Below are 18343 nucleotides of genomic sequence, written 5' to 3' on the forward strand. Positions count from 1 at the left end.
TTTTTGTCAATATTGTTTCATATAAATTCAATATATTTAAAATTGATATTTTTATTATTGATTTATAACTTATTTGTTAATATTTAAACGATATGATTTACAATTTAAATTAAATTTTTCTAATGTGTAAAATAATTTTTCCAGCAAATAATTTATAAAATAATATATGTTTCTTGATTTATCTATAGCCTGTTACTAAGAAAGTATAAGGGGCTTTTTTATTGGTTAATAACAAATTAGAAAATGACTAATAGCTCGGCGAGATGGACAACTATTTGACACCTATCGCATTTAAAACATAATTTTTTTGGCGAATTTATCGCCAATGCCAGTCACTGGAGCGTGATGTAGTTGTTGAGAGCATATAGATATGAAAAATAATATTAACGGTAATTATTTTAAAGTGGCTGGCAATTTTCTCTGTAATTATAAAGTTTATCAGGGAGATAGTCATGGCAGAGTTATTATATTGTTACCTGCTATTGGTGTGGAAATCAGGAAATATGAAACTTTAATACAACAACTGGTAAAAGAGGGGTTTCAGGTTGTCACTGCGGATATGCCAGGCTATGGAGACAGCCAACCTAAACCAAGTCGAGAAAATGACTATAACTATTCCGATCTGTTGCGGGATTATCTGCCGGCAATGTTAGACAAGGCTGTTGAATTAAATAACAATAAAATTCCTATTGTCTTTGGTCACAGTCTTGGGGGGCATATTGCAACGCTCTTTGCCTGCTCAACTGACCGGCCATTTTCTCTGTTTTGTGTGGCAACCGGGAACGTATGGTATAAGAATTGGCAGGGAATGGGGAGGGTGCAGATAATAACGGCAGCGATTATTTTTAACATTTTGACTGCGTTATATGGTTATCTCCCTGGGAAAAAGATTGGTTTTGGCATAAGAGAAGCTAAGGGGTTAATGCGGGACTGGTCCAGAACGGCTTGTACGGGAAATTATTATCATGTCCGTGCTTATAAGGGGAAGGAGAATAAGCATTTATCCAAGGCTGTTTATATCTGTCTTAAAGGAGATAATTGGGCTCCGTTGAAGTCCACTCAAGTATTAGCAAGTCTTATACCTAACGCAGAAGTTAGGGAAATAACTTTATCTTTCAAAGGTAATCCTCATAGCGCCTGGATTAAACAGCCAGGAGATATTATTGCAATCATGAAAAGAGAAATAATGGAGAATAGCGATGATTAATACATTGAAAATTCTGCGTTGGGAATTTCTAGGATTGTTTTTTATCAGTTTATTTCTGACCTGGCAGCTTGAAAATTATATAAATTGGTGGCAATTTATTTTGTTGTTTTTTCTGATTGATATTATTGGTTATTACCCAGGGCGGATCTGGAGTTTGCTGAATAAAAAAGAAATTCCTCCTCAAGCCTTTTATACCATTTATAATATTTGCCACAATTTATTCACACTTAGTGTGATTAGTTTGCTCTGGATCTGGTTCTTTAAGGACAATTACAGTGTTATTGCACTATTTGTCCATATCTGTCTAGATCGAGGTGTACTGGGAAATTTTCCTAAGTTATCTATTAGTGTATTTAAGCAGCCCACGGTTCATTAAAGTGGGTCATGATTGAGAGATATACCCTATGGATTTCAAGATGCATCGCGACGGCAAGGGAGAGAATCCCCGGGAGCATAGAGAACTATGTGACCGGGGTGAGTGAGCGCAGCCAACAAAGAGGCAACTTGAAAGATAACGGGTATAGATAACTTATTTAATGAGGAATGAATACTATGGATTTAATTAAACAGGCATCGGAAATAGAAATGCAGGCAAAGGATTGGGGCTTGGATGAATGGTTTTCTGAACAGATAAATGTTGAGCAAAGAAAAATAACCCATTATGCCAATGATCCTAAATTAACCTATTTGCCGGGTGATTTACGGGAATCTCTGATTAGGGAACTTTCTTTTAAATCGATTTCTGAATATGAAGCAACGAAAGCGTTATTGCTACTTGCAGATAAGTCGCCTGACAATATCAATTTCGATTATATGTTGACTCAGATATTTGATGAAGGTAGGCATGCCAAATTATTCAGAGAACATCTGGTCAGAATAGGCTTTGCGGATATCGACAATGTGGCCGGAAAAATGGAAAGCCTCTTACGAGGCAAAATGACCAATATGTTGGAGACATTGAGAACTTATTTCGACAAATGGGTCGTGTTGAAAAATGATTATATTGCCGGCGTGCTAATCATTACTGTCGTTTTGGAAGGCGTGCTTGCACCAACGTCAGAGCTCAGCGAAATCAAGTGGCGCCCTTTTGATGTTGTCGCCGCCGAGACACAAGCCAGAGCCAATGCGGATGAATTAAGACATCTGACGGTGTGCGCAAATATCGTCAAGATGGCGCTCGAAAATGATAGCTCTCTAAAGCAGTCAGCTCTTGAGTGTATAGAAGAAGGATTGGCGTTATGGAATCAGGTATCCGTTGATGACTTGTTTGTGGAGCGTGAAATGTTCTATCAACGGGGTATGCAGCACCACTTACGCTTTATTGAAGGTTATGAATTAGCGCCTGGGATGTTGTTGTCCGATTCTACGGTGGAGTCTCGCCTTGAGCTGTCCCATTCTTTAGTTGAACAGATGCAGCAGTCACGTCTTAAGTATATGGGTTTAGTGTAGATATTGGCCTTATTCAGTCGGTTGTTTGAGTAGGCTAAGGAGAATTAAAAATGACAAATATTGTTGAAGAACTCAGGAAGAATAGTGGGAAATACCAACATTTGACACCAGATAGATTGAAAAGATTGTTGTTGAGTTCTGAGGCCGCTTCACAATGCCTACGTTTGGCGGCGCAATCCAGTATAGAGGGGCTTCATCAAGTGGGTAATACTATCCGTGAAGCTTCGGCGTGGCTTCCCGCAGTTGGTATTGCCTTAACAATGCATAATCATATTGTATTGGCTTGCAGTAAATTCTCTGACATATTCGAAGACAGCGACGTATTATTGAATGAAGTTATGGCATCAAAAGCGTTGGTTGCTTCTGCTTTTGCAGAGGGTCTACCTGGAACGAATATTTTTACACCATCACTTAAGATGCATTCAAAAGAGGGAAAGCTGTTTGTTAATGGTTCGAAGAAGCCTTGTTCTCTCTCTTCGATTGCTGACTATTATGTGTTATCAGTCTGCGATACCGATCATGACAATGAAATGAGAGTCGTGCTGATTTCTAAATCGGCGCAGAATCTTAAGGTTATTCCTTTTTGGAAATTGGGAATTTTGACTGAAAGTGATAATCAAGAAATCAAATTCTTGGATGCTGAAGTGTCGTCTAAACGACTTTCTCATTATAAGGGGATTGAACAACAGATGGTGCTTTCCTGCGGCTTATCACTATTTAATTATTTTGCTGCAAATACTTATTCTGGAGTTCTTGATGGGCTTACTCGTTTTATTCCTGAAAAGGTCGTGGAACAGCAGCCAATTAAATATACCCTGACTCAAGCTGATTATAAGATTAATGTTATTCTTGGTCAGATGTTGATTATTGCCTTTTATGCTAGCCAGGATGAAAATGCCGTCCATAAGATTCTCGCGTTACGTTATACCTTGGAAAAGATCCTTGAGGAAACTGCCAGTTTCATATTCCGATGTTGCGGTGGGATTAAGGTAATGACAACACCAGAAATAATGAATTTCTATTTGGCAGTACAGTTATTCAAATTTCATCCGATAGGAGAATTCCAAATGATTAACCAGATCATGCAACAAGCTTAATTACTTTTAGAATCACCTATTTATAACTCAAGGATTTTTCCATGCTGTTTACAGCATGACTGTGTACACCTAAAAAAAGAGAGAAAACTATGTTTGTTAATCAATATCGTGAGAATTTATTAAACTCCGTGGGTCTTGAACTGGATATTAAGTCTGCTCAAGATAACCGGCTTATATTATCGGACGGCCAGGTTGTTAAGGATTTTTTGGCTCAATATGGCGCACTACCATTTGGGCATAATCCTGATTTCGCTATCGCTGAAATTAATAGATTCACTGAAAATAAAGAACCTATCTTCTTTCAACCTAATATTCACAAAAAGGTACGGCTATTAGCTGAAATGCTTGCAGAGCAAGTAGATAAGGAAAAATATACCCACTGTACGTTTACTAACAGTGGCGCTGAAACGGTAGAAGCTGCGATTAAATTTACCCGTTTGTTTACTGGCAGAAAGCGTATTCTGAGCTTACATCGCAGTTTTCACGGTAAAACCTATTCGGCATTATCCGCTACAGGATCAAATCGGTTTAAAGCCGATTTCATTTACGATGATAAATTATATGAGCAGGTTGATAGTGAAGATTTGGATGAAATAAAAAGAAAGCTGGAGAGCCGGGAATTTGCCGCATTTATCGTTGAACCGGTGCAAGGAGAAGGTGGAATGAAAGTCATTCCACCGGATACATTGTCTAATATTTTGGTGATGTGTAAACAAAATGGCACATTGTCAGTATTTGATGAAGTTCAGACGGGTATCGGTAGGCTTGGGGCATTCTGTGCAGCTACGCTCTACGCTTTGAAACCGGATGTGATTCTGTTTTCCAAGGCGTTAGGGGCAGGTATCTCGCCGATTGGCGCGATGTTGTATTCAGATGAGCTTTATTTATCCGAGTTTGATAGGAAGCATAGCTCCACTTTTGCTAATAACGTTCTGGCCGCAACGATGGGGATTGCTGTTATTGAGCATCTGACTAAAGATGACGGTAAAGCGTTAACTCATATTCAAGAAGTCAGCCGTTATGTTGATGAATGTCTTGAGCAATTATCTGCTAAGTACCCAGAGCATTTTTACTGGCAAGGGGCTGGGTTGATGCGTGGTCTTGAAATACAGGACAGCAAAGCGGTTGACAACATATTTATCAATTTCAGTCAAAAAAGTGGTGGTCTGGCTTATATTATTTGTAGTTTCTTATTAAAACATTATGGTCTTTTCACCATGCCGTTAATGTCTCGTCCCTGTTCTGTACGTTTTGAGCCGCCGCTTAACGTTTCCAAAGAAGATATTAAAACGTTTTTCACGGCTTTTGATGAAGTATGTCAACTGGTTGAGAATGGACGATATGACATTCTTTTTTCACACTTGATAGACATACCTGTTGCAGATCTCCCGCCTGCTTCGGTGAGTTATCCAATATCGGGGAACAAAAACATTGCTCAGATTAAAGCGCCTATTCCTGGGTTGATTGAGGGTAAGAAATTCGCTTTCTTAATTCATACCACTTCGGTTAGTGAGTTTTCTCACTCTTATTGTCTGTCGATAAAAGAGAATTACACGCAGGAACAGCAGAAACGGCTTGGGAGTTGGATCATGCAGGTTGCCTCGATTGATTTTAATCCTGATATCGCTGTTGAGTTTGGTGTCGAAAGTTCAACGGCATATGCTAATGGTATGCTCCTTTTCTCACCTATTAATCCTGAAGATATGATGGCATTGTCGGCAAAAGAACGGGCGGTATTGATGAAGGAATATCTTGATATGGCAGAGAAAAATGGCGCTGAAATTGTCGGTTTAGGCGCTTATACCTCGGTTATTACTAACGGCGGTACTAGCCTGGTGAATAATCGGCAGGGCCGGATAATAACTAATGGCAACTCGCTGACAGCGGTGGCGGTGGTTGAAGGAATACGCTCAATGTTGACGGAAAGCGCATCCCGGCAAACATTGGCGGTAGTGGGCGCCAGAGGCTCGGTAGGCAGGCTTTCAGTCATTGGTTTGGCTCACAATTTTGGCCGGATTATCTTGGTGAGCCGCCCTAATAAAGCGCGCATATTACTCTCTGAACTGACTAAGGCGCTTCTTTCCTCAGTATTAAGAACTAATGATGTCATTCAGCCGGATTCGGTCATGGATAAGATGAGAAAATGGCTTGTTAAACAAAATCCGGGTGTGACAGATGCACAAGTATTACATCAGCAAGTGCTTGAAGTCGTTGGTACCTTTGGTTTGGAAGCGATAGAGAGTTATGAACACTCTTTGAATCAGGCTGATTTTATCGTCTCGGCAACGAGTGAAGGTAAACCTTTCTTGAATACCCATTACTTGAAAGATTCCGCCATCGTTTTTGATGCGGCCAGACCATTCGATTTCATTCGTGATGGCAATCATCACATTTACGAGGGGGGATTGGTCTATCAGCCTGAGAAAGTGATCTATAGCGATTGCAACTTGATCGATATACCTGAGGGGGTAAATCTTGCTTGTTTGTCAGAAACTATTGCTGTGGCGCTTGAAGGGGTGAATGTTCATCAAAGCATCGGTAGAGCCATTGATTACAATGATGCATTGGCCATTCGGGATATTGCGAGAAAGCATGGGTTTATCCCTGTCCAATATTCCCGAAATAATCAAGGTGAGCGTTATGAGCATGTTGCTTGATGCTCCCCAGATTATTGCCACCGGGAACGCTCAGGATGTTCTTGGCAACAGTCATCTTAGAAAAGTGCTTTGTTATGCAAAGCACCCGTTGAGTAGCCTGTTGTTCAATAGTGAAACATATTGGTTTACTAACCAAAAGGGGGCTATTGGTTTCTTTCAGGACAAAAATCTGCATATGTGTGTAGGTGGTATTTTAGCTCCTGGCGAAGAACGAGCCGCACTTTTACACTCTTTTCTCAACTTCACCAGAGAAAAGCGGGCTTTCCCGGTTTTTCTGCACGGTGATAAGAGCGATTTTGTATTGTTGAAAAATAATGGCTTTTCTGTGAACCAGCTTGGCGCGAGTTATTCATTGAGCCTTGATGGATATGACATGAAAGGCAAACGGTTTCAACAGCTTAGAAATAAAATCAGTAAATCCAGAAGAGCGGGGATTTCTGTTCGAGAGATCTGCTCGCAAGAGGAATATTATCGATTTAAACCACAACTAGAATATATTAATCAGCTTTGGTTGAAAGAAAAACATGCGAAAGCCCTGAAAAAATTGGTGATTGATTTCAACACTGTGGAAGTGAATTCAGGCGAGCATAGAGTATATATTGCAACTCAGGGAGAACAAATTCAGGCATATATTGTTTATAGCTACACTTGGGGGGAGACATCGGGATGGTTTCATAATCTATCCCGAAAAAAACCGGATATACCCGACGGCACTATGCAGTTTATTAATGAAACGGCGATTAATGACTTCCTGAAAGAGGGCGTAGTTTCCTACCTTCATTTGGGCTTCACCCCTTTGGTGGAGTTCGGCGAGGAGGGATACATTAATGACTCGACAATCTTTTATAAAGTTGCCAAATGGTTGTCATCAAAAGGCGGCATTGTTTATCCTGCTGCTTCGCAACGTCAATATAAAATGAGCTGGCGGCCGTCGTTAATTGAACCGGAATATATTGCTTTCCCTAAAGGAAAGGCGATGAAAGCATTATGGTCAACATTGCGAACGACTAATAGTATTTAAGTTATAAAATGATGGATTTATTGTCATATCCCGCTTAGTCAAAAGACTGGGCGGGATATTAAATACCTGAAAAACTATATTGACTCAAACAAACGCTGATGAAGCGTTTGAACAATTTGTTCTGCGTCTTTGCCTTGAACAAGTAAGCACAAGTTATGGCTGCTAGCGCCATGACTGATCATACGGAGATTGAATCTTTCCAGCACACTAAAAACCTTTTTTCCTAATCCACTGGTTTGAGAAAGCTGATTACCAATAATTGCCACCAGCGCCAGATTTTCTTCCACTTCAACCCGGCATAGCGTCGAAAGCTCCGTCATAAGCGCATTGGTCAGCAGGCTGCCATTTGTGCTAGTAGAGCCAGTGGTGTCGAGTGTTAATGCCACATTGACTTCAGAAGTGGTGATCAAATCTACTGAGATATTATGACGTGACAGAATGGTAAATATTTCAGCCAAAAATCCCTGTGCGTGCAGCATTTTCAGGCTATGTAGTGTCAGCAACGTCTGTTTCTGTCGCAGGGTGATAGCGCGGAACTGTGGTGCGGCTTCTGTGGTATCACAGACCAGCGTACCGCCAGCCTGTGGGTTTTTACTAGAACCGACAAATACTGGAATGCCACAGCGAATAGCGGGAAACAGCGTTGCTGGATGTAGGATTTTGGCGCCAAATGTTGCCATCTCCGCCGCTTCATCAAAGGCAATCTTATCGATTCGTTGGGCGGCTGGAACGACTCGCGGGTCAGTGGTGTAAATGCCCGGGACATCTGTCCAGATATCAACGCGTTTTAGGCCAAGGGCTTCTCCCAAGAGTGCAGCTGTATAATCGCTGCCGCCACGCCCCAGTGTAGTGGTGCGACCGCGCTCTTCACGACCAATAAAACCTTGGGTGACGACCAAGGTATTTTTCAGCTGTGGTAAGAGATGTTCTGTCGCCAACGATTGAAGTTGTTCACGATTTGGTTCTGCACGACCAAAATGATCGTCGGTATACATCACTTTACGTATATCGAACCATTCGGCATCTTTACCGCGCTGGCGAAGCAATTCGGTAAATAATCGTGTGGACATCAGTTCACCGTGGCTGACTAATTCATCTGTCAGAGCCGCAGAGGTTGCCAGAGATGCGGTTTCAGCAAGGGTTTTAATGTTTTCCAGTAGACGATTAATCTCTTGACGAATCGTATCGGATTCATGCAAGCGATCAATAATTGCGTATTGAATGGTGTGGATCTGTTTCAAGTAGTCAGCCCGCTTATCTGCATCGCAACCTTCCGCTAATGCAACTAATAAGTTGGTTATACCGGCAGAAGCAGACAGTACAACCACACGTACTGCTTTATTTGCCAGTACGATATCTGCACTGTTATTCATGGCATCGAAATTTGCCACGCTGGTACCACCAAATTTTGCGACTACATGCCCGCCAATTTCTGGGCATTGGAATGAAACAGCACTCATTGCGATAACCTTCTGTTAACTGGATAGTCTTTTTAGAAATATCGGGTTAACCGGTTTGAGTCAACGGAGTGAAGAGCTGCATCAATATCTTTCATGACGCCATAAGAATCATAAAAAAAATTGAGGATAGTAGAGAGAGGCAATTATTTTTTATACACCTCAGCAAATAGAACTAGAAAAACCTAATCGTTTTGACCAATATCAGCGATTAAAGGAAAAGAGGCTTGAATCATAGAATTACAGGTTACAATCTTTCTTTACTCCCAATTAATTACAGTCAGTTGATAGAGAGCATAGCTATGAAAAATATCAATCCTAGTCAAACCTCAGCTTGGAAAGCGTTAGAACGGCATTTTGCGCAGATAAAGGATATTCACATACGTGAGTTGTTTGAACAGGAGCCAAATCGTTTTGCTAAGTTCTCCGCGACATTCGATGACCAGATTTTGGTGGATTTTTCAAAAAATCGCATTACAACTGAGACATTAGAAAAGTTACAGGCACTTGCTAAAGAGACGGATGTTGCCGGGGCTATTCGCAGTATGTTTTCGGGTGAGAAAATTAACTGTACTGAAAATCGTGCTGTCCTGCATATTGCTCTACGTAATCGCAGCAACGCCCCAATTAGGGTTGACGGGGAAGATGTTATGCCGCAGGTCAACGCTGTGTTGGCAAAAATGAAAGATTTCAGTGAACGCGTGATTAATGGCGAGTGGAAAGGTTATACCGGTAAGGTGATGACTGATGTTGTGAATATCGGTATCGGTGGTTCAGATCTTGGCCCTTATATGGTGACGGAAGCGCTGAAACCTTATAAGAATCACCTGAATATGCATTTTGTTTCTAATGTTGATGGAACCCATATTGCGGAAACCTTGAAAGCACTTAACCCGGAAACGACGCTGTTTCTCATTGCTTCCAAAACGTTCACTACCCAGGAAACGATGACTAATGCTCATTCTGCTCGTGACTGGTTCCTAGAAAGCGCGGGTGATGAAGGGCATATTGCAAAGCATTTTGCGGCGCTTTCCACCAATGAACAGGAAGTTAAGCAATTTGGTATCGATACCCAAAATATGTTTGAGTTTTGGGATTGGGTTGGCGGCCGTTATTCGTTGTGGTCAGCAATTGGTTTGTCTATTGCGCTCTCTGTTGGGTTTGAAAATTTTGAACAATTGCTCAGTGGGGCGCATGCAATGGATCAGCATGTTGCCAATACTCCATTTGAGCAGAATATTCCTGTATTGCTGGCGTTAATTGGTATTTGGTACAACAATTTCTTTGGCGCAGAAACTGAAGCGATTCTGCCATACGATCAGTACATGCATCGCTTTGCTGCCTATTTTCAGCAAGGCAATATGGAATCCAATGGTAAATATATTGATCGCAATGGTCATCCAGTAGATTACCAAACTGGCCCAATTATCTGGGGAGAACCTGGAACCAATGGTCAGCATGCGTTTTATCAGCTTATTCATCAGGGAACTAAATTGATCCCCTGTGATTTTATTGCGCCAGCCATCAGCCATAATCCATTGAGTGACCATCACAACAAATTATTATCCAATTTCTTTGCCCAGACAGAAGCATTAGCCTTTGGTAAATCCCGTGAGCAGGTGGATGCTGAATTTATCGTCAGCGGTAAAACTGCGGTTGAAGTTGAACATGTTGCGCCATTTAAAGTGTTTGAAGGAAATCGCCCGACTAATTCTATTCTGTTACGTGAAATTACCCCATTTAGCTTGGGGGCGTTGATTGCCATGTATGAACATAAAATATTTGTGCAAGGGGCGATTCTCAACATCTTTACTTTTGATCAATGGGGAGTTGAATTAGGTAAGCAATTGGCTAACCGTATTTTGCCAGAACTTAAGGGTGATAATAGGGTTGTCAGCCACGATAGTTCGACAAATGGGTTGATTAACCGTTTTAAAGCATGGCGTTAATCGCTTATTCTGAATTGGACATTTAATTGATATGAGCGAATTATGTTTATCATGGTTCGCTCATATTTGGTAAACGTTATTTATAGAATCCGTTATAACTTTTTATTCTTCCTACCTATAACGTGGTATGCTCGGTGGCTATTAATTGTGCCCTCGGATAGAAGAAATTTGTCTAATGGAAAATCACATGTTAGCTGACTCAATATTAACAACGGCGCCAATTCATTGGCTTTCGGTGGATTCACTTACTCTACCTGATGAGATTTCAGATTGGTTGATGGAATTAGGCTCTATGACCCGCCGTTTTGAGCAATACTGCAATTGTGTTCGTATCATACCATTCAGAGAATGTTTTATTACCGCAGAACAACTTTCTGACGAAAGTGAGCATTTGCTAACTAGCCAAAGATATTGGCTGCGTGAGATCGTACTGTGCGGTGATAATATTCCCTGGCTATTGGGGCGGACGTTAATCCCTGAATCAACATTGACCGGCCCTGATGAAAGTTTGGTTGATTTAGGAACAGTCCCACTGGGGCGCTATCTTTTTAGTGGTAATAAATTAACGCGCGACTATATTCATGTGGGGCAGCAGGGGAACCGTTGGGCGAGACGATCATTGCTGAGGTTATCAGGCAAACCGTTATTGTTGACGGAAGTCTTTTTACCTGAGTCACCTGTATACAAAAGTAAAATTTAAAAGGGGGAAACAGAAGTGGCGGGAAGTATGGCGCAAAGTAAATGGCTGGCCTATTGCCGTTTAGTGCGTATTAATAAACCTATAGGTGCATTATTGTTGTTGTGGCCGACTTTCTGGGCTTTATGGATGGCCGGTAAAGGCATTCCGAATATGCACATATTATTAGTCTTTACTGCGGGTGTGTTTCTGATGCGTGCAGCAGGATGTGCAATCAATGATTTTGCTGACAGAAAATTTGATGGTTGTGTTGAACGTACAAAAACACGTCCCCTGCCGAGCGGCGCTATTAGTGAGAAAGAGAGCAAGATCCTGTTTGTCGTATTGGCGCTGATTTCTTTCGGACTGGTTTTAACCCTGAATAAAATGGCGATCGGGTTGTCAGTCGTTGGCTTGGCTCTGGCTTGGCTTTACCCCTTTGTTAAACGGTTTAGTCATCTTCCTCAGTTTGTACTGGGGGCAGCTTACGGTTGGGCTATTCCTATGGGATTTGCTGCGGTTAGTGAATCCTTACCACTAGAGTGTTGGCTGTTATTCTTGGCTAATATCTTCTGGTCGGTTATTTACGATACGCAGTATGCGATGGTTGATCGAAATGATGATTTAAAAATTGGCGTTAAGTCCACCGCTATCCTGTTTGGTCGTTTCGATAAATTGATTATAGGATTATTGCAACTCGCTATGTTACTGGTGCTGGTGCTGGTGGGTTATATGATAAATCTGGGCGGTATCTACTATTGGTCGCTGTTGCTTGCGGGCACGTTATTTATTTATCAGCAGAAACTGATTGCCAGTCGGGAAAGAGAACTTTGTTTCCAGGCATTCCTCAATAATAATTACGTTGGTCTGGTGCTATTCCTTGGCATCTTTTTCAGCTATGTCTGAAATATCTGGTGATAATGTGAATAACCATTATCACCAGTATTTAAGAAGATTATCTTTCCTTGGTACTACTCTCTTCGGTATCGTTATGCTCTGGCGGCAAACTGACACTCTCGATAGTAAGACGAATCTCAGGTGACATCAATTCACCTAATACCTGATACAGCTCCTGAGTATTTGCTGTAATCGCATTACCACTGTCACTGATATAACCTTCTTCACGCAGTGTATTTACCGACGTAGTAAATACTGCCTTATCAAAGAATTCAGGCGCGTTGATGCCATGCAATACCGACAGACGTTGCGCTAACATCCGACTCTCTTTTTCCAGCACTCCCCGGCTGATTACTGGGTTGGCGTTCAGTAAAGAGAGGGTGATGGCATAACGTTGCAGTGTTTCACGGATGCCGGCTGCCAGCAATTGCAGGGGGCGGATACGTGCTGGATTAAGCACCAGCATGCCATGCTCCTTGTTGCAGATAAGGCACTGGCGGGTCAGTTCGTTGATCAGCGTATTAACCACTTCTGGCAGCTCTGTTTTGCTATAACGCATAAACAGTTCGGCTTTAAGAAGTGGATAAATGATGGCGACTTGGTTTAATAACGCTTCGCGGCTGATGCGGCGATGATGAATAACGATGCAGGCAATCAGTGATGGCAATACTAATAGATGTTGAATATTGTTGCGGTAGTAGGTCATCAGAACTGCACGTTCACGTGGCAGAATGATAATGTCACCCATGCTGTCTTTGTCTACTTCGAACTTATCCATTTGCAGAGCGTGTTCTAACAACTCCTCTGCGGTTTTCTTTGGTACAGTAACATCGGCAGCGTAGGGCGCATTGTGCATGAGCTGTATATAACAATCCAGTTGCTCAAGCAGTTGCTCACGAGTTAGTGCCCGCTGACGCGACGAAAGCAGGGCAGTTGAACACAAGTTGATCGCGTTAGCCGCCGCAGTATTGTTGATGTTTACCATAACTTTTTCAGACAGTTGACTGACTGTCGGATTGAACCATTCGGGGCGATGGAATTCTATTGGATCAATAGAATCGCGCCAGCTAGGAACATGATTGTTAAGGTATTGGATCAACGGGATGGGTTCGCCAAAGTTAACGTAGCCTTGCCCCAGATTACGAAGTTTACGCAAACCGCGTATCATCTGGAAAAGGCCCTCTTTCTCTTTGGTTGCGCCACGCAGCTCTTTGGCATAGGTGGCAACTTCCATCACATGTTCGTAGCCGATATAAATTGGAATAATGGTAATTGGACGTGATTCGCCTCTCAACAGCGCCTGTAACGTCATGGACAGCGTACCCGTTTTGGGATCGAGTAAACGACCTGTCCTGGAGCGACCACCTTCCATAAAGTACTCAACAGAATAACCTCGGGCAAACAACTCACCTAGATATTCCCGGAATATCGTGGCGTAGAGTTTATTACCCTTGAACGTGCGGCGGATGAAAAATGCGCCAAGGCGGCGGAATATTGGCCCTGCCGGCCAAAAATTCAGGTTGATGCCAGCGGCGATATGGGGCGGTACCAAGCCTTGATGATAGAGCACGTAGGAGAGCAGCAAATAATCCATGTGGCTACGGTGGCAGGGCGCATAAACCAGTTCATGGCCATCCTGCGCCAGACGGCGGATACGTTCAGCATTGTGAACATTGATCCCTTGATACAAGCGGTTCCAGGTCCAGCCTAGTACACGGCCTGACAGCCGTACCGTTTCATAAGAGAAATTCGCAGCAATCTCTTCCATCATGTTAATGGCATTCTGCCGGGCTTTCTCATGTGAGATTTTCTTGGTGCGGGCCTCATCAGAGACCGCTTTTTCCATCGCTTTCGATGCCAGTAACTTGTTGAACAGCTCCTGACGAACCGGCAGGCGCGGCCCAACGGCTGCCAGGCGTTGGCGCGAGTAGTGCATTCGCGCCACACGAGCCAGCTTGTGGGCAATAGTCTTGTCAGTGCCATGCTCAGTTGCCATATAGCGTAGAGATACTGTGTTTGAAAAGCGCACAAAACTATCTCGGCCTAGCCAGAGAATGGCAAAGAATTTTTGGATACCATTGAGTAGCCGCAAATATGGAGCGCTCTGCCCTTCGCGTCCGGGGGAACGACCGAACATGACAGAAACCGGCAGCATTTGAATATCCAAATTTGGATTATTGCGATGTAGATCCAGATAAGCATGGAAAATTTTTACCGATTCCTGCTTTGGCGCACAATAGCGGAATACACGTGGGCCATTATCGATAAATACATAGCTGGGAAGTTCAGTGTCACCGATCTCCAGTGAATTTAACGGGTCCGGTAGATCCTGCTCAAGACATTGCTGACGTAATGCCAGTAAATCTGCTTTGGAGTGATACGGCAGCACGTATAGAATCGGGCGTGTCGTATCGAGCCGCAATTCAGTAATAGGATCTGTGGGGATAAGTTTGCTCTTTACCAGTATTTTTAGTGGTAAATTCAATAATTTATAATATATTTTACGCCAACTTGACATAAATATCTTGAAGCCTCTTAGTTAGCAACACGTTGCCAGCATACCAGAAACAGGGGTTGAGATCTGTTGTGTTAAGACAATAATAAAAGGGGAAAGTGTCAAATAACCTCATATTTGGTGTGAATAATTTATGGCGAATCAATCCAAGGGCTTGACCCGTATCATTAAAGCAATCGTATATTCGGTGAAGGGCATTAGGGCAGCATGGAAAAATGAAGCAGCTTTCCGTCAGGAAATAGTTTTAGCGATGTTGGCTATGATGGTTGCATTTTATCTGGATATCGACGCAATCGAACGCGTTTTACTGATTGGTTCAGTGATGCTGGTGCTGATTGTGGAAATCCTGAATAGTGCTATTGAAGCAGTGGTTGACCGTATTGGCAGTGAGTTCCATGAACTGTCCGGCCGCGCGAAAGATATGGGATCGGCGGCTGTCTTTCTAACGATGATTCTGTCATTAATTGTCTGGGGGACCATCCTTTGGCGCTATTTTATGGCCTGATTTAGTTTAATAGTTAGGTATTATATTATAATTGGCTAATTTTCTACCCTGGCAGGTTCCCAATCGTTATTTAGCTGTATATACTCACATATTGACTGTATAAACAAACAGGGGACGAAATGAAAGCACTTACCGCAAGGCAGCAGCAAGTTTATGACTTGGTGCGTGACCATATTTCGCAAACGGGGATGCCGCCAACGCGTGCTGAAATTGCAGCACGTCTTGGCTTTCGTTCACCTAACGCGGCTGAAGAGCATTTGAAAGCATTGGCTCGTAAAGGGGTGATAGAGATTGTCGCAGGGGCATCTAGAGGTATCCGTTTATTGTTTGAAGAATCTGGTTTACCGTTAATTGGCCGTGTAGCCGCAGGTGAACCACTGTTGGCACAGGAGCATATCGAAAGTCATTATCAGGTTGATCCTGCACTGTTTAAGCCAAGTGCGGATTTCCTGTTGCGGGTCAGCGGCATGTCTATGAAAGACGTTGGGATTATGGATGGCGATCTGTTGGCCGTGCATAAAACCCAAGATGTGCATAATGGGCAGATTATTGTTGCCCGCATTGAAGATGAAGTGACGGTAAAACGTTTTAAACAGACTGGAAATAGAGTTGAATTGTTGGCAGAAAACCCCGAATTTAAGCCAATTGTGGTGGATTTGCGTGAACAGAGTTTGACAATTGAAGGATTGGCGGTTGGGGTGATTCGTAACGGCAACTGGTCTTGATAATAAAATATCAAATTGTTGTTTTTGAGATTATTAAAGAATTGCAATATTCCGGCAGAATCATGTTATACCCAATGGATTTCAAGATGCATCGCGACGGCAAGGGAGCGAATCCCCGGGAGCATAGCTAACTATGTGACCGGGGTGAGTGAGTGCAGCCAACAAAGAAGCAACTTGAAAGATAACGGGTATATTGAATTTATCGTTGTGATTATGATTATCTTAAACGTGATTCTGCGGTTGTTTATTTCAGTCTGGCTCTGTACCAAAGGTAAGTATTTACTGACTATCTACTTCTTTTTTACTTCAATGCTGTGGTCATGCTGGCATTCACCTCGTTTAGTACAGGATTCGATCTCTTCACAGGGTGAGCATAAGCCATGCGCCTCGATGACGGTATGGCGTAAACTGAACCCGGCTGTTTTTGCTAACTGTTGGATGGCGGATTCAACGGTTCCGCCATCTCGTTCTGTAACAGAACCACAACGGTCACAAATAAACATCGCGGAGGTGTGACTTGGTTGTTCAATATGGTGACATAGGACATAACTGTTGGTGGATTCTATTTTATGAATAAACCCCTGTTCCAACAGAAATTCCAGTGCCCGGTATACGGTAGGTGGTTTGGCCTGCGGTTCTGCTTCCCGTAGCAAATCCAGTAAATCATAAGCACTGATTGCCCCTGGCTGCGCTGAAATTAGACGCAAAACCTCAAGCCGCTGCGGAGTAAAGCGAACTCCACGAGCCTGGCAAATAACTTCGGCCTGTTCCAGTAACTTTTTTTGATTAATCAATTTCATTGCGCCCCTTACAACCAGTACGATAATAATATTGTGATGTTATCATGTTTCTTCAATAGAAAATATTATCCAGTAAAGTTCATTGTGATTGTCCCCTGATGGAGTTAATTTGGTTAAATTGGTACTCAATAGAAAAAATAATGTTTTCTTGAAGTTTATGATAATACAGACAAGAATTATCGTATATGACAGATAATTTTCGGAAAGGAAGCATTTGTGATGAAAGAGCTTTTACAAAATCAGCCTCATTATAGACAGTTCCCTGTCAAAGGCTATCAGGTAATGAAGCATATTATCTGTGAAAAAAGAAAGTTACCTTTTCTAAGAGCATTATATGCGTTGATTAATATTTTATTTGTAATTGCGGTATGTATGGGTATTGTATTATCTGTAGCAATTGTTTTATTTATAATAGGTAATGTATCTGTCCCTGATACCGACTATTTACTTCTGGCACAAGTAGGAGGTGTAGCATTATTGGGTGTAATGTTACTCTCTGTTATTATTTATCGCATTGTTAAGCGTCCTGAATGGGAGCAACGGCGTTATTATCAACAAGCAGGTTTATCTCTTTTACCAGAAGAGAAGCGCCAGGCATTACGGTTAAATATTGTTAGTGACTATTGGCTAGGTTTTTGGAGTGAAACTCTAGAGCATTATCCTTTACAGTCACGAGTTGCCCATGATAACTATCGTTACTGCCTGCTCCCATTATCTCTGACCCAGGAACATCAATCCCAATTATATAGCGACTGGGGAATTATTGATGAAGACGGGTATATGAAAATGCTAACGGGTTTGTGGGAGGGGGTACATTCAAAACATTTTGCTATTGATGTTGCTCTTAGTGATGGGAAAATGTTTAAAGTACTTGCTAAATTAGTTGAAGTAACGCCTGACTATATTTATAAATGCTCCAAACCTATTAATAGACGCCCTCCTGCATTAGTGTGGGGGTTTGATTTGTGGCTTGCAATTGTTTTAAGTCGTAACTGTTTTTGTGCTGGTTATATTAGTGAAGAAATGGCATGGAAAAATATGCTGAAAACTGCGGATTATGTTTATGAAATCTTCGGTAATTTTGATGAATTTTATACAAATTTTCGGCTAGGAAATGCTTATTGGAGTAATGATTTTAACCGATCTAAAGAACGGCTGGAACAATTTAATTATTATAAGTCACATTGTGACTGGCCAATTGCTAGTTTACCGTGGCCTGAACCAAAAGGCGTTATTATGGAAAGGCAGATGATGACAGGTTTTTCTGCATTAGTAGAAGATGTTGTACGTAGTAACATGGAAGAACAACAAAGTTATGAATTTGATATTACTGAGCTGTCAGCGTCTCGTATACTTCATTAATATTTACATGAAATGTTTCCCCTTGA

15 protein-coding genes are annotated in these 18343 nt (G+C 42.0%); 12 read left to right on the forward strand and 3 right to left on the reverse strand.

Going from position 1 to position 18343, the window contains the following annotated elements; genetic code table 11:
• The first annotated feature begins 370 nt into the window (after window positions 1–370).
• The 6 genes from V2H77_RS15005 (at window position 371) to V2H77_RS15030 (ending at window position 7431) form a co-directional block, all read left to right on the forward strand.
• Window positions 371–1207 carry an alpha/beta fold hydrolase gene (locus V2H77_RS15005; RefSeq protein ID WP_341499440.1) on the forward strand — a complete coding sequence of 279 codons (837 nt, stop codon included), beginning with the start codon at window positions 371–373 and terminating at the stop codon, window positions 1205–1207.
• Window positions 1200–1583: a hypothetical protein gene (locus tag V2H77_RS15010; RefSeq protein WP_265379457.1), complete on the forward strand. Its 384-nt coding sequence runs from the start codon at window positions 1200–1202 to the stop codon at window positions 1581–1583. The genes V2H77_RS15005 and V2H77_RS15010 overlap by 8 nt, the downstream gene beginning before the upstream one ends.
• Before the next feature lie 176 nt (window positions 1584–1759).
• Complete coding sequence (locus V2H77_RS15015) at window positions 1760–2656, forward strand: hypothetical protein (RefSeq protein ID WP_341499441.1); 897 nt, start codon at window positions 1760–1762, stop codon at window positions 2654–2656.
• 50 nt (window positions 2657–2706) lie between these two features.
• Entirely contained in the window at window positions 2707–3753 is a 1047-nt protein-coding gene (locus V2H77_RS15020; RefSeq protein ID WP_341499442.1) for an acyl-CoA dehydrogenase, read from the forward strand.
• Window positions 3754–3842: 89 nt separating this feature from the next.
• The gene (locus V2H77_RS15025; RefSeq protein ID WP_341499443.1) at window positions 3843–6410 is read left to right on the forward strand and encodes an aminotransferase class III-fold pyridoxal phosphate-dependent enzyme; all 2568 of its coding nucleotides are present in this window, start codon (window positions 3843–3845) and stop codon (window positions 6408–6410) included.
• Entirely contained in the window at window positions 6394–7431 is a 1038-nt protein-coding gene (locus tag V2H77_RS15030; RefSeq protein ID WP_341499444.1) for a DUF2156 domain-containing protein, read from the forward strand. The genes V2H77_RS15025 and V2H77_RS15030 overlap by 17 nt, the downstream gene beginning before the upstream one ends.
• Before the next feature lie 74 nt (window positions 7432–7505).
• Here V2H77_RS15030 and lysC read toward each other — a convergent pair whose 3' ends face one another.
• Window positions 7506–8891, reverse strand: coding sequence for a lysine-sensitive aspartokinase 3 (gene lysC, locus V2H77_RS15035; RefSeq protein WP_341499445.1), 1386 nt, complete (start codon window positions 8889–8891; stop codon window positions 7506–7508).
• A 299-nt stretch (window positions 8892–9190) separates the two neighbouring features.
• On the opposite strand from lysC, the gene pgi reads away from it, so the two are divergent.
• The 3 genes from pgi (at window position 9191) to ubiA (ending at window position 12419) form a co-directional block, all read left to right on the forward strand.
• Entirely contained in the window at window positions 9191–10837 is a 1647-nt protein-coding gene (gene pgi / locus V2H77_RS15040) for a glucose-6-phosphate isomerase (RefSeq protein ID WP_341499446.1), read from the forward strand.
• 187 nt (window positions 10838–11024) lie between these two features.
• Window positions 11025–11537: a chorismate lyase gene (gene ubiC / locus V2H77_RS15045; RefSeq protein WP_341499447.1), complete on the forward strand. Its 513-nt coding sequence runs from the start codon at window positions 11025–11027 to the stop codon at window positions 11535–11537.
• Between the two features lie 27 nt (window positions 11538–11564).
• On the forward strand, window positions 11565–12419 hold the full coding sequence (ubiA, locus tag V2H77_RS15050) for a 4-hydroxybenzoate octaprenyltransferase (protein WP_341499448.1): 855 nt from the start codon (window positions 11565–11567) through the stop codon (window positions 12417–12419).
• A 49-nt stretch (window positions 12420–12468) separates the two neighbouring features.
• Here ubiA and plsB read toward each other — a convergent pair whose 3' ends face one another.
• Complete coding sequence (gene plsB / locus V2H77_RS15055) at window positions 12469–14928, reverse strand: glycerol-3-phosphate 1-O-acyltransferase PlsB (protein ID WP_341499449.1); 2460 nt, start codon at window positions 14926–14928, stop codon at window positions 12469–12471.
• A 130-nt stretch (window positions 14929–15058) separates the two neighbouring features.
• Here plsB and V2H77_RS15060 point away from each other — a divergent pair, with 130 nt between their 5' ends.
• On the forward strand, window positions 15059–15430 hold the full coding sequence (locus V2H77_RS15060) for a diacylglycerol kinase (protein ID WP_341499450.1): 372 nt from the start codon (window positions 15059–15061) through the stop codon (window positions 15428–15430).
• Between the two features lie 119 nt (window positions 15431–15549).
• Complete coding sequence (lexA, locus tag V2H77_RS15065; RefSeq protein WP_341499451.1) at window positions 15550–16155, forward strand: transcriptional repressor LexA; 606 nt, start codon at window positions 15550–15552, stop codon at window positions 16153–16155.
• Between the two features lie 290 nt (window positions 16156–16445).
• Here lexA and zur read toward each other — a convergent pair whose 3' ends face one another.
• A complete protein-coding gene (gene zur / locus V2H77_RS15070) occupies window positions 16446–16955 on the reverse strand; it encodes a zinc uptake transcriptional repressor Zur (protein ID WP_265379441.1) in 510 nt (169 codons plus the stop codon).
• Window positions 16956–17174: 219 nt separating this feature from the next.
• Here zur and V2H77_RS15075 point away from each other — a divergent pair, with 219 nt between their 5' ends.
• A complete protein-coding gene (locus tag V2H77_RS15075; RefSeq protein WP_341499489.1) occupies window positions 17175–18317 on the forward strand; it encodes a DUF1266 domain-containing protein in 1143 nt (380 codons plus the stop codon).
• Window positions 18318–18343 lie beyond the last annotated feature (26 nt).

It is taken from the genome of Photorhabdus sp. P32 (assembly GCF_038085095.1).
Lineage (GTDB): Bacteria > Pseudomonadota > Gammaproteobacteria > Enterobacterales > Enterobacteriaceae > Photorhabdus > Photorhabdus luminescens.